At 69.0% G+C, this 11,622-nt stretch carries 13 protein-coding genes, 2 pseudogenes and 1 other annotated feature; of the genes and pseudogenes, 8 read left to right on the top strand and 7 right to left on the bottom strand.

Annotated features, from left to right (window positions below; all coding sequences use genetic code 11):
- Both KY462_15060 and KY462_15055 read left to right on the top strand, forming a co-directional pair.
- Positions 1-647, top strand: a 647-nt coding sequence (locus KY462_15060) for a hypothetical protein (protein MBW3579025.1), incomplete at its 5' end; no start/stop codon positions are given.
- A 288-nt stretch (positions 648-935) separates the two neighbouring features.
- Entirely contained in the window at positions 936-1,241 is a 306-nt protein-coding gene (locus KY462_15055; GenBank protein ID MBW3579024.1) for a hypothetical protein, read from the top strand.
- Between the two features lie 287 nt (positions 1,242-1,528).
- Here the strand turns inward: KY462_15055 and KY462_15050 are convergent, their stop codons facing one another.
- Positions 1,529-1,870, bottom strand: coding sequence for a hypothetical protein (locus tag KY462_15050; protein MBW3579023.1), 342 nt, complete (start codon positions 1,868-1,870; stop codon positions 1,529-1,531).
- Between the two features lie 177 nt (positions 1,871-2,047).
- Between KY462_15050 and KY462_15045 the strand changes: the two genes are divergently transcribed.
- Both KY462_15045 and KY462_15040 read left to right on the top strand, forming a co-directional pair.
- The gene (locus tag KY462_15045; GenBank protein ID MBW3579022.1) at positions 2,048-2,254 is read left to right on the top strand and encodes a type II toxin-antitoxin system HicB family antitoxin; all 207 of its coding nucleotides are present in this window, start codon (positions 2,048-2,050) and stop codon (positions 2,252-2,254) included.
- A gap of 2 nt (positions 2,255-2,256) precedes the next feature.
- Positions 2,257-2,468: pseudogene (locus tag KY462_15040) on the top strand (type II toxin-antitoxin system HicA family toxin).
- A 160-nt stretch (positions 2,469-2,628) separates the two neighbouring features.
- On the opposite strand, the gene KY462_15035 reads toward KY462_15040, so the two are convergent.
- Together KY462_15035 and KY462_15030 are read right to left on the bottom strand one after the other, a co-directional pair.
- Positions 2,629-3,129, bottom strand: coding sequence for a hypothetical protein (locus KY462_15035; GenBank protein ID MBW3579021.1), 501 nt, complete (start codon positions 3,127-3,129; stop codon positions 2,629-2,631).
- A gap of 136 nt (positions 3,130-3,265) precedes the next feature.
- Positions 3,266-5,584: a cell wall-binding repeat-containing protein gene (locus KY462_15030; protein ID MBW3579020.1), complete on the bottom strand. Its 2,319-nt coding sequence runs from the start codon at positions 5,582-5,584 to the stop codon at positions 3,266-3,268.
- A 272-nt stretch (positions 5,585-5,856) separates the two neighbouring features.
- Between KY462_15030 and KY462_15025 the strand changes: the two genes are divergently transcribed.
- The 4 genes and pseudogenes from KY462_15025 to KY462_15010 all read left to right on the top strand — a co-directional run bounded on the left by KY462_15025 (position 5,857) and on the right by KY462_15010 (position 9,088).
- Positions 5,857-6,018: a hypothetical protein gene (locus tag KY462_15025; GenBank protein MBW3579019.1), complete on the top strand. Its 162-nt coding sequence runs from the start codon at positions 5,857-5,859 to the stop codon at positions 6,016-6,018.
- A 17-nt stretch (positions 6,019-6,035) separates the two neighbouring features.
- Positions 6,036-6,629, top strand: a complete 594-nt coding sequence (locus tag KY462_15020) for a tetratricopeptide repeat protein (GenBank protein MBW3579018.1) — start codon at positions 6,036-6,038, stop codon at positions 6,627-6,629.
- 245 nt (positions 6,630-6,874) lie between these two features.
- Positions 6,875-7,804 (top strand): hypothetical protein, encoded by a 930-nt coding sequence (locus tag KY462_15015; GenBank protein ID MBW3579017.1) that lies wholly within the window; start codon positions 6,875-6,877, stop codon positions 7,802-7,804.
- Positions 7,805-7,870: 66 nt separating this feature from the next.
- Positions 7,871-9,088 (top strand): annotated as a pseudogene (locus KY462_15010) (IS3 family transposase).
- Positions 8,158-8,271 (top strand) — a sequence feature (AL1L pseudoknot). (Overlaps the previous pseudogene by 114 nt.)
- A 28-nt stretch (positions 9,089-9,116) precedes the next feature.
- Here KY462_15010 and KY462_15005 read toward each other — a convergent pair.
- The 4 genes from KY462_15005 to KY462_14990 all read right to left on the bottom strand — a co-directional run bounded on the left by KY462_15005 (position 9,117) and on the right by KY462_14990 (position 11,622).
- Positions 9,117-9,335 carry a hypothetical protein gene (locus KY462_15005; protein ID MBW3579016.1) on the bottom strand — a complete coding sequence of 73 codons (219 nt, stop codon included), beginning with the start codon at positions 9,333-9,335 and terminating at the stop codon, positions 9,117-9,119.
- An 83-nt stretch (positions 9,336-9,418) separates the two neighbouring features.
- Complete coding sequence (locus tag KY462_15000; protein MBW3579015.1) at positions 9,419-10,186, bottom strand: urease accessory protein UreD; 768 nt, start codon at positions 10,184-10,186, stop codon at positions 9,419-9,421.
- 10 nt (positions 10,187-10,196) lie between these two features.
- A complete protein-coding gene (gene ureG, locus KY462_14995; protein MBW3579014.1) occupies positions 10,197-10,871 on the bottom strand; it encodes an urease accessory protein UreG in 675 nt (224 codons plus the stop codon).
- Entirely contained in the window at positions 10,861-11,622 is a 762-nt protein-coding gene (locus tag KY462_14990) for an urease accessory protein UreF (protein ID MBW3579013.1), read from the bottom strand. The genes ureG and KY462_14990 overlap by 11 nt, the downstream gene beginning before the upstream one ends.

Below are 11,622 nucleotides of genomic sequence, written 5' to 3'. Positions count from 1 at the left end.
AGAACTTCTTCCGCTACATGCGCGCCCGCTTCGACCTCGACGGGCTCGACAGCTACGCCACCGTTGCTGACGACCCCGACCGCAGCGTGCCCAACCCCGCCAAGCGAGCTGCTCGCCGGCGTGTCCACCAGCTCAAAGCGACCGTCGCCTCGGGCGAAGCCACCCTGGGCCGCCACCGCGACCAGCCCGCTCTGGCCGACGGGCTCGCCGAGCTCGAAGCCACCCTCGACGAGGTCCGCGCTCAACTCGCCGCCGCCGAACACGCCGCCGCCGACGTCCCCGCCCGAGTGCCGCTCGCCGATGTGTCGCCCGAGGCGCGTCTGCTCCACGGCGAACACAAACGCCTGGTCGACGCGATCCGCATGGCCACCTACAACGCCGAGTCCGCGCTCGCCCGTGACCTGGTGCCCTCCTACGCCCGGGCACGCGACGAAGCCCGCAGCCTGCTACGCGCAGCGTTCCAGCTCCCCGGCGATCTCCGCGTCGCCGACCGCAAACTGCACGTCACGCTCAACCCCGCCTCCGCTCCCCGCCGCACCCGCGCCATCGCCGCCCTCTGCCAGGTCCTCACCGACACCCACACCCTCTACCCCGGCACCGACCTCGAGCTCGTCTACGCCATCAAAACCCGGCCCGACTCTGCATGAACCATCCCGCTATGTCAGGAGGTCTGGAATCGGCTGCGCGAGGCCATCGGGTGGGTCCGCATCTACATCGGCGGGCTCCCCTGGCGCCTCATCAACGGCTGGACGGGGCGAGACCGGACGACGGGCAAGCTCAGTCCCCAGCTCGTGCTCGCCCGTGGCGGCAGAGGCGACCGTCGCTGGAAGTTCTCCACAGCTCTTCGTGGCGCGGGTGTCTACACGTGCATCACGCACGCCGGGGGACGCGGCGGTGGAACAGGCGCCTCGCTACCCCAACCGCTGTGGGTGCAGGTGTCTGGGCAAGTCGTCGGCGGCGCGATCGCCCGAGACGTGGCCGATGTCGTCATCGAGCTCGGTGGAGGCGGCAGCTTACACGCTCCCCTGCTCGGGCACGGATTCGCCACCAGATTCTACGCCAGCGAGGTTCCGCCTCCCCTCATCCCCGCGGCGGTGGCGGCCTACGACCGCAACGGCGCCCTCCTCAAGCGCGTCGAACTACGCCGCGAACCGCCCCCGACGGCCGGTGACCGAGCGCCCCTCCCCCACTCTCCCCCACCGCCTGGCCTTCTCCGGAAGCTCGACATCCGCAGGGGCTGAGCCCAGGATGTTGTGATCGATGCAAGAAGTTGCAGATCCCTCTACGGCATTTCGTCGGGATCCGCAAGAACTGCCGCAGCGGCGTACCCCCGTTCTCGTACGGTCCTCTGGCGCTTATCTCGAAGTCGCGAGCACCGACCCGTGCGCGAAGTACCGCCTTGTGCCAGCTCACCGCCCGCCGAGATCGTCGTCCGACAGGGCGTCTTCGATTGGCGGCGGCCTGCAGCGCGGTCAGCAGCAGGCCGGCGATGAGGAGCAGTTCGATCTAGGCGGCGTTGGCCTCGTGGTCAGAGAAACCGCAGCCGCGACAGGCCGGTGTCCTTGAGGTTCTTGATGCGGTTCTCGATCTGCGCATGCGCCCGGTGGAGCCGGTTGCTTACCAACCGATGATGAACGAAACGGATCGAGTGAATCTCGGCGTGGGGATCGATGACCGTCGGCGAGACCAACCGACAGGACGTCCCGCCGAGTGGCGAAGTGCCACGTGAACCGTATGGTCCGTCGCCGTTCGGGTGGCGGGTTGCTCGACAGGTCCGTCGTCCTCCGCCTCCAAAGGTGTCGATGAGGGCAATCGAGCCCTCACAGAGGTAGCGGCGGTCGGCCTGCCAGTCGTCGCGCTGCTCGAGCAACAGGGCGCCGACCAGGCGGCGTCGTCGTTGGCGAACACGCCCGCGACGTTGCAGCGCCGCTCCAGTTTCCTTTCACGCGTGCGAGCGGGTTTTCTACCAGACCGCGCACCCCCGTGGCGGCCTCGACCCCACTGGTCCGCGACTCGCTGGCTCCCCCAGTGTCGGGGAGCCAGTACCATGCCGCACATGAGATTGACCGCGGCGATCAGCAGAGAAGGCGACTGGTACGTCGCCCAGTGCCTCGAAGTCGACGTGGCGTCTCAGGGCACATCGGTCGACGAAGCCCGCGACAACCTCGCAGAAGCCCTAGCGCTGTACTTCGAGGACCAAGATGTCGAAGTAGGCGAGTCACCGATCATCGTGTCCGTTGACGTGACTGTCTAAGAATCGTGCGACCCTACTCCGCACGTGAGGTGCTCGCTGCTCTCCGCCGCGCGGAGTTCGACGAAGTATCGCGACGGGGCGCCACATCAAGATGCGCCACCCCGATGGCCGCACCGTGATCGTCCCCGACCACCGAGAAATCGCCCGCGGAACCCTGCGCTCGATCCTCCGGCAGGCTGGACTGACCTTCGAAGAGTTCGAGAGCCTGACCTGACGCCCAAGGCACGGTTGTTTCCGACCGCCGTCCTCAGCCTCAACCTCGGCCATGCGCTGGCAATCGCGGTCCACCACGCGCCCACGCTTCTTCGTTGCCGCGGGAGGCGCACCGCTCGGTCTTGTTCGTCCGCCGTTTCAACATGCCCCCCGCCTACGTCTTACGTTGCCGTCACTGCGATGTCGGCACGTCCCACACAACGGGGGCCGGTCGTGTCCGCTTCCCCACCAGCGCCGCCTCCGGCCAGTCCGAACCGACCCGACCGGCCAGCCGCGAACGAACCCGTCGCCAGATCGACGAGCGCAAAGATGCCGACGATCACGCCGACTGCGACGATCCCCACCTCGAGGAGGTCACGTTCCCGCCCGCCGGCCGGGCTGAGGACCGCGACGGCGTAGAGGGCGACGAGAGCGGCGAAGACCAGCAGATCGTCGAGCGTCTGCGCCGGCGCGATGGACCAGAGGTAGGTGAGTACGCCCACGCCGAGCAGCATCACCCACACTGGCAGCGCTGGATCGAGCCGTGGCGTCCGGCGCCAACCACCTGCGAGCTGCAGGAGGAACGCCCCGGTCGCGACCAGGACCAGCCCCAGGAAGCTCGACAGTGTGCCGATGCCACCTGCGGCCAGTCCCGGGACCCTCACGGCCGACCCGAACGGCACGCTGGCTGCCTACAGGCCCAACGCGACCCACGGCGAGCGGACGACCGTCACCGCTGCCCACGCCAGGAACGGCAGCGCGAGCAAGCCCAGCGCGATCGGCAGCGTCACGCCGGGAGCGTCGTTCCGTCAGGAGCGGTCACCCGCAACCCGTGCCAGCCATCCGATCCGCGTACGTCTGCTCGGTCGCGGAGGAGACCGCCATCTCCCCGCCGTAGAGATAACCCGTCCGGAGCGATACCTCCTCCCCGCAGACGTACAGCGCTGTCTCCCAGTGCAGGTCCAGACCGGAGGCGGCCTCGGACGTCAGCAGCATCGGCCCGCCGCGCGAACCGATGTGCGTCCCACCGGCCAGCGAGTCCGGGAACGTGTCAGAGCGGGAGAGTCCAGCGACGACGGGATCGGTGAAGAACTCTCCGGCGACCGCCGCCGCCGTGGCGAAACGATCGGCCCCGAAGACGGGTGCGGCCTCGGGGAACAGGGACGCCATCTGTCCACCGATCGCGAAGACCGACGCATCCGGGTGCGCGGCGAGGTAGCCGTCGACGTCGGGGCTCCGTTCGCCGTCACCGTTGAGGACGACGACACCGCCGACGTGGGCAGCCGCCGGTCCCGCGGCGAGCGCGTCGGGGAACGCCCATCCGCGCGTGATGAGGATCGCGCTCGGTGTGGCATCGGTCGCGTTCGCGATCTTCAGCGCGGTGGCGATCCGGTCGGCTCCGGCTAGACGCTGGGTGTCGTAACCGAGCTCATCCAGTCGAAGCTCGACCGTACTGCTGAGTGCAGCCTCTCCTCCCAGGATCACCACGGTCCCCGAACCGCCGAGCACCCTGGCGATCTCCGCCTCGATCCCGGCCGGCAGGTGATCCGGCGGCGTGATCAGCAGGGGGACACCGAGGTTCACGGCGAGCGGAGTACCCGACAGCGCGTCCGCGTACCCGTCGTTGTTGGCTCCGTTATCACCGCGTGCCAGCACCACCGTGTCCGCGGAACCGTCGGCGAACCGCTCACGGGAGATCTCGACCGCGGTCTCCCACCGGTCCACCCCAGCGAGCCGGACGACCCCCTCCGGGGTCTGCGTAGGGGTCGGGGTCGGCGTCGGCGTCGGCGTGGGGGTCGGGGTCGGCGTCGGCGTCGGGGTCGGCGTGGGCTCGGTCGTCGGCTCCTCCGTGGGGGCCCCACCCGCGGTCTGCAACTCGAACGCACCGCTGTCGCAGGTAGCCGTGCCGTCCTCGTCGCCGTCGTCGGGGCGCGACGATCCGCGCTGATCCGATCCGACGGCAGCACCGTCGATGGAAGTGCAGTCCGTACTGGACGCGACCTCGGGTAGATCCACCGCCGGGCTCGTGCTCTGCAGCGCGTGGGTCTGAGTCGGACCGCCGTTGTCGGCGAGTGCCAGCAGCCCGGCGTCGGCGACGTTCTGGTCGCCGGTCCCGTCGATGGGGCACTTTTCGTCGTCCGTGACGTTGAACCCGTGCGATGTGAACGTGCCCGCGTTCGCGTCGCAGTTGTCCGGGGTGGTGTTGGCAAGGGTGTTGGTGGCAAGCACCGTGTGCTTCAAAGTGACGGTGCCCGCGCTCGCGTAGATGCCGCCCGCCTGACCGGTGCCGCCGGCGGTGTTCGCCTGGTTGCCCGCGACGGTCGCGAACGAGACGTTCAGGGTGCCGTCGCTAGCGATGCCGCCTCCGGAGTCGCCCGCACGGTTGCCGCTGACGGTCGTGTTGGTGAGGTTGGCGGTCGAGGAGGGCCCGACGTTGAGGCCGCCGCCGTCGCCGCCGCTCGTCTCGTTGCTGCTGAGCGTCGAACGCGTGAGGCTCAACGTCGCAGCGTCGAGCTCGATCGCGCCCCCGAAGTCGTTGGCGGTGTTCCCATCGAACGTGGTCCGGGTGACCGTCACCGCGACGCCCTTCGCGTAGAGGGCACCGCCGTCGTCGTCCGCGACGTTGGTGAGCAGCTCGCTGTCCGAGATGTCGGCTGGGACCTTCGTGTAGATGGCGCCACCGTCACCACCCCCAACGGACACGTTCGCGTTGCCCTGGAACCTCGTGTGCGAGATCGTCAGTACGGCACCGCCCGGATCGGCGGCGTCGGCCGCGTCGATCGCGCCGCCGAGGAAGCGGGTCTGGTTGTTCGTGAACGTGCTGCCCGAGATCGACAGATCGTGTTCGGACCGGATCGCGCCGCCGTTGTCGGCGACCGACGAGGTGTTCGCATTGCTGTCGAACGTGGAGCTGGTCACGGTCAACGGTGCGTCCGCGTGGACGGCGCCGCCGTCACCCCCGTCGCCGGTCGCGGTGTCGGTCGACGCCTGGTTGCCGTCGAAGGTGGAACCAGAGATCGTGGCCGGGTGTTCGCCGTTCGCGTCGCCCAGTGTCCCGACCGAGATGGCGCCCCCGTCGTCGCCAGCCGTGTTGTTCGTGAACGTCGAGCCCTGGACGTTCAGCGTGCCGGTCTTCACGAAGACCGCCCCGCCGTCGCGGGTCGTTGCGACGTTGTCGCTGAACCCTCACCGCCGGCCCCGACATCGTCGCCATCCGCAACGGCCGCACCGTCGTCGTCGAAGCCAAAGGCTCCACCAACACCGTCACCCTCTCCAGCCGAAGACTGACCTCCGAGGTCAACGGCACACCGCTGACCGAGAACTCCCGGCGATGGCTGACGACCAACCCCGACCGGTACCTCAACGACCTCTTCGCCTCCGAGGCACCCGGCCACAAGGACGCCGCCCGGTTGCTTGACGAGGTTGCGAACAATCGGGGCGCCTACGACGCTGTGTTCATCGGTGCCGGCGGGGCCGGCCAGCGCTTCGGCCGCATCGACCGAGCCGCGCTGGAAGTCACGAACGACGCCGGGTCCGTAGACTTCATCACCACCATCAACCCAGACATCTGAAGAAGCTGAGTCCAAGCGTGACCGTCCCCGGCGACCACAACGCGATCGAGAAGGAGCTGACCGAAGCTCGACGTCAGATCGAGGAGTACGGCCGCTCTGGATGGATCGTTCAAGAGCAGCTCGGACGCGCCCTGCGCGCCCTCGGTCGGCACGAGGAAGCCGAACCGCACCTGCGCAGGGTCCTCGAGGACCGGCCCGAACCTCGAGAACACTGGGAATGGATGGCGATCGGAGCCATCCACCGGCTCCTGGGAGAGCACGAACTGGCAGCTTCCTCCTGGAACAAGGCCATCGGAACGCTGGAGGCACCCAACGAGACTGAACGGGGGGATCTGGTCGAAGCACACTTCCTCCTGGGTAACGACCAGCAGGCGATCGACGTGAGCAACGAGATTGAGGCCAGCTACCGGGGACGCGCCCGCGCGGTCGCTGACCTCGCACGGGCCCGCCGAAACCGCGATGCTGCACTGGCCGCGGAGGTCGCCGACCGGTTCGCGGAGCAGATCCGCCGGAAGCGCGCCAAGGTCAGCGCCACGGGGATGGTCAGCCTGCACGACTGGTACGAGATCGCCACCGAACTGCGCGACGAACTCGCCGGCGGCTCCGCCTAGTGGACGTCGGGCGTCATCTGCGTTCGGCTGGCGATGTGCCCCCTGATCGGTCGCGTCGGGGGCGAAGGCGGAAGCGCACAGCGGCCGCTGGAGGGCGTGGACGGCTGGATCGGCCCACGACCGGTTGGCCGACGCCGTGCAATCTTGTGGTGTGGGGCCCGGTACGGGCAGGGACGGAACCGGCGCGTGCGGGTCAGCAGCGCGAACCGTTCGACGTGTCACGGGGGTAGGTAGTGGACGAGTCGGTGCGGATGCTGTTGGGAGACGCCGAGGACGTGCTGGGGTGCTGGTCGGTCACGTGGAACGAGGCGATCGAGCTGGCGGGGTTCGGTGCTCACGGGCAGCTTGTGGCCACCGACTGGCGTCTGGTGTGGAAGATCGAGGCAGGCGAGGCTCCCATGGCGGTGGCCTACGAGTGCATCGAGACGGTGGAGGTCAGCAGGACCACCCTGCGGTTGAAGTCACTTGTCCGGTTGGAGACCTCCGATGGTCGGACGTTCACGCTGGGGGTTGGGCGACGCAACACCGGCCCGGTCTTGCGAGCGATCGAGCAGGGACGCGAGGGGACGGCGCTCGTCGCCTCGCAGGCTCCACAGCGCACAGCCGACGGCCTGGGCTGCCCCGCCTGTCAACGGACGCTGGGCGGGCGCGATGCCTACTGTGATCACTGCGCGCAGCCGCTGGACTGGTCGGCGGGGGCCGACGCCGTGGCGTCCTACGAGCGGTCCGGCACCGGTGACCGCTACTACGGACCGTCGTGGCCGCAGTTGGTGTCAGGGTTCCGGGAGGCGCTCGGCGCGGAGCTGGCGGGACGGCTGCAAGCCGTGGGGCCGCTCGTGGTGGAGGTCGCAGACGACACCCTCGACGTGCCCGACATCTCCCGTGACGGCGGCAGCCTCGCGGTCGTGGGGGTCACCGACCACCATGTGATCTGGCAGCCCAGCAGGGCCCGCCACCACATCGCGATGTTGGAGTTCGACGCGCTCGTCGCCTGGCGACGCAGCAAAGGCAGCGCAGGGGTGGCCTACGTGTTGACCCTGTTCCGTACGGCAGACAGCTACGTCCGTCTGGGAGCTCCGGACTTCCCTGTGGCAAGCGACGAGCACGACCTCGTCGAAACCTCGATGAACGCCATCCAGCACGCGCTCGCCAAACACGCGGTCGAACCACTCTGAATCGCCGTGGGTTGAGTGGAGGCTCCTAGCCTTGGAAACCAAGGAGGAGCCATGTCAACCAGAGGAATGCCAGGCAAGCCGACGACACGCCGCTACAGCGCCCAGGACAAGGAGCAGGCCGTCCGCGTGGTGCGGGCGCTGCGTGCCGAGCTCGGCACCTCGCAGGGCACGGTGAAGCGCGTCGCGCAGCAACTGGGCTATGGGGTCGAGTCGGTCAGGTCGTGGGTCAAACAGGCCGGGATCGACAGCGGCCAGGTGGTGGGGACCACGACCGATGAGCGGGCACGGATCAAGGCGCTCGAGCAGGACAACCGCGAGCTCAAGCGCGCGAACGCGATCCTCAAGTCGGCGTCGGCTTTCTTCGCGGCGGAGCTCGACCGCCCACAGCGATGATGGTTGCCTACATCGACGAGCACAAAACCGACTTCGGGGTCGAGCCGATCTGCACGACGCTGCAGGTTGCCCCCTCGACGTACTACGCCGCCAAGCGCGGCTGCCGTCGGCGCGGGCCCTGCGTGACGCGGTGCTGCTGCCACTGATCCTGACGCTGTGGATCGCCAACTACGAGGTGTACGGGATCCGCAAGATGTACAAGGCCCTGGCGCGTGCCGGCGAGACGGTGGGACGGGCCAGGTCGCGCGTCTGATGCGCGAGCTGGGCATCCAGGGCGCCCGCAGGGGCAAGCAGGTGCGTACCACCCGGCCCGACCGCCAGGCCGATCGTCACCCCGATCTGCTGGATCGGGCGTTCGTCGCGGAGCGTCCCAACGCTCTGTGGGTCACCGACCTCACGTGCGTGCCAGCTGGTCGGGGCTGGTGTACGTGTGCTTCATCACCGACGCGTTCTCGCGCATGATCGTCGGGTGGCGGGTCGCGACCAACATGCGCACCGAGATGGTCCTCGACGCGCTTGAGATGTCCCGCTGGTCGCGCGGCACACTGCTCGAGGGGCTGGTGTGCCACTCCGACGCCGGCTCGCAGTTCACCTCGATCCGCTACGGCGAACGGCTCGCCGAACTGGGCGCCGTCCCGTCGATCGGATCGGTCGGCGACAGCTACGACAACGCGCTCGCCGAGACGGTCCACGGGCTGTACAAGACCGAGCTGATCCGTCGCCGTGGCCCGTGGCGTGGCGTCGATGACGTCGAGCTGGCGACCCTCGGGTGGGTGCACTGGTTCAATTCTGAGCGGCTTCACGGCACCCCTCGGCGACATCCCACCGGTCGAGTTCGAGGCCGCCTACCATCACCAACAGGACGCCAACCGCCCGGTTGGAATCCAATGAACCGAGTCTCCATCAAACCCAGGGCGGTTCAGCGCTCGTTTCCATCGTCGGGCTCGCGCTGCTGGTCTTCGGACTGATCGAAGCCGACCTGCGCCGCGCGATCGCGCCCGCCACCCACCTGCCCGGACTCCTTCCCGAACACCGCGCCGCAAAGCCCACCGGCCGAAACATCCTCGCCGCGTTCGACCACCTCGCGGCCACCTACACCCCCACGGGAGTCGTCCTCGACCGGCTCACCGCCGCCCAACGCACCATCCTGGGCCTCCTCGACATCCCACTACCGTGGCCCGAACACCAAGACCTTGACCCCAAACGGTGCGGAAAACGCGACTAGGCAGGGTCCCTGGGTGTCGGCGGGTGACCATGCGCGATGATGCTGTCGAGGACGCCGTCGAGGGGCCGCGCCCGTGAGTCCGTGGCGGTGGCGAGCATGCCGGGACCCTCCAGCGGCATTCGGACCCAGCGCACTCCGTCGTCGCGTGCCGATGACGCGGTGACCGGGTGTGGCTGCCGGTCCCCTGCGACCAGGAGCGTCCCGTACATCTTCGCACCTCCCAGGGCGGCGGGACCGTTCCATCCGGGTCGGTCGCCGATGACCAGCTCGTGCCGATGCAGCGGTAGATCGCCGATGTCCGCCTGGGTCGTCATCCGGAGCTGGCCGGGGGGCTCGTTGTCTCGGCCGAGCACGATGATCTCCCGCCAGCGCAGCCGGGCTTCGTCGGCCATCTCGATGAGTGCCCTGATGCGGTGACGCGCCCCACGGGTCACTATTAGAGGTCCGGGTTCGTAGGTCAGGAACGCGCCAGCGTCCAGCTTGGCGCGTACGTCGAGCGACGATTCACCGTCGCGGCCGGTTAGGGCGACGCTGGCAGCCGCTGTTCGCAAGGTCAGGGTGGTGTCGGGTCCGAGTTCGATGGTGAGCTGTAGTTCGTCGCCACCGAGTGGGCTGGCCGCGCTACCGACCAGGTGCACGGTCGCCTCCTTGCTTCCGGACGGGCCGGTGCGGCGCAGCGTGAGCGGGGGAGCAGACCGCATGGTGACCAGTCTGGTGCGGCCGTGGTGGTCGGCCTCGGCGCGGATGGCGGCTCGCGCTCTCATGGGTGCCGGCTCATCGGACGCTTGTGGGTGAGCTCGGCGTGAGCTGTTCCCGCACCCAGTCGGCGATCGGGCGAACCCCGTCCGTACCCATGACGGCAGTGAACAGCGTCGGTCGCATCCCGCGTTGCCGCTCGGCGTCCCGGCGCATGCGCTCCAGGTCGGCCCCAACGTGGGGCGCAAGGTCAACTTTGTTGACGATCAGCAGGTCCGAGCTGGTGATTCCGGGCCCGCCCTTGAAGGGGATGTCGTCGCCTGCGGCGACGTCGATGACGAAGACCTGGCGGTCCACGAGCGCACGGCTCCAGGTGAGGGTGAGGTTGTCCCCCCCGCTCTCGATCAGGACGAGTTCGAGTCCTTGGACTGCGGCTATGAGCTGTTCCACGGCGTCGAGGTTGGCGGAGACGTCGTCGCGCACGGCGGTGTGGGGGCAGCAGCCGGTCTCGACCGCGACGATGCGGTCGGTGGGCAGGACGGCGGCGGCACGTAGAGCGTCGGCGTCGGCGGTCGTGAAGATGTCGTTGGTTACCACGGCAAGTTCGATGTCGTCCGTCAGCTCCGCGCACAGCCCGGCAATCACCGCGGTCTTGCCGCTGCCGACCGGGCCGCCGATGCCGACGCGTAGGGGTCCGGCCGGCGGCGTCCGCGTCGTGGGACGGCTCGTGGTCGCGTGCCTGTCAGGATGCAAAGAGGCGTCCTTCCGCGTCGCGGTGGTGGTCCGCTGTCTGCTCGACAAGGACGGCGGCGGCGGCCGGGAGTTGGCTCAGGTCGTTGGGCGTAGCCGCGGCCTGCTCGGCGACTTGTTCGATGTCGTGTGAGAGGGCGGCGAGCGTTGCGCTCACGGCATACGGATCGAGGCCCAGCAGCCGCAGGGCAGCGGTGGCCGGCACCGCGACGCTGCCGTAGGCGGCGACCAGCGCCACGGTTCGGGGAGCCAGCCCGGCGGCGGCAGCGCACGCTCCCAGCACCACCACCCGATGTGGCCCGTCGGGGTGGCTGCCCAGCGCTTCCCAGTCGCGTTCGGGCCAGATGCGGTGCGCCACACGCAGGAGCTGGCGGCCGAGTGCCCGGGAGGTCATCCGCAATGCCGGAGACACGATCCGGGCGGTGCATTCCAGGTCGAGCCGGCGCCAGTCGGGTCCAGCGGCCGCGGCAGCCGCCGCGAGCGCGGCCTCGGTCAGACCTACCGTCCACAGTCGTCCATCGAGGAAGGCCGTGAGGTCGGCCAGGTCGCGGACGCGGCCGTCGTTGACGGCGGCCTCAATCCCCCCAGAGTGGGCGTGGTCACCGGCGGGCAGCCGCGCGTCGGCTAGAAGCAGTGCGGCAGCCGATGCGATGTCGGTCGGTGCCACACCACCGGTAGCTACTTGAGGGGTGAACGTCTCGCCGACCGTGGATGCGGCCTCGACGCGGCTGATCTGGGGCACGGGGAGGGTCAT

The sequence above is a fragment of the Actinomycetota bacterium genome, from assembly GCA_019347675.1.
Taxonomy (GTDB): Bacteria; Actinomycetota; Nitriliruptoria; order Nitriliruptorales; family JAHWKO01; genus JAHWKW01.
This window is presented reverse-complemented; position numbering and strand designations above follow the sequence as displayed.

Bases quoted from the DNA above. Each gene is read 5' to 3' on its own strand.
- KY462_15045 (MBW3579022.1), top strand. From the start codon at position 2,048: ATGCCGCACATGAGATTGACCGCGGCGATCAGCAGAGAAGGCGACTGG.
- KY462_15000 (MBW3579015.1), bottom strand. From the start codon at position 10,186: ATGAGAGCGCGAGCCGCCATCCGCGCCGAGGCCGACCACCACGGCCGC.
- KY462_14990 (MBW3579013.1), bottom strand. From the start codon at position 11,622: ATGACCCTCCCCGTGCCCCAGATCAGCCGCGTCGAGGCCGCATCCACG.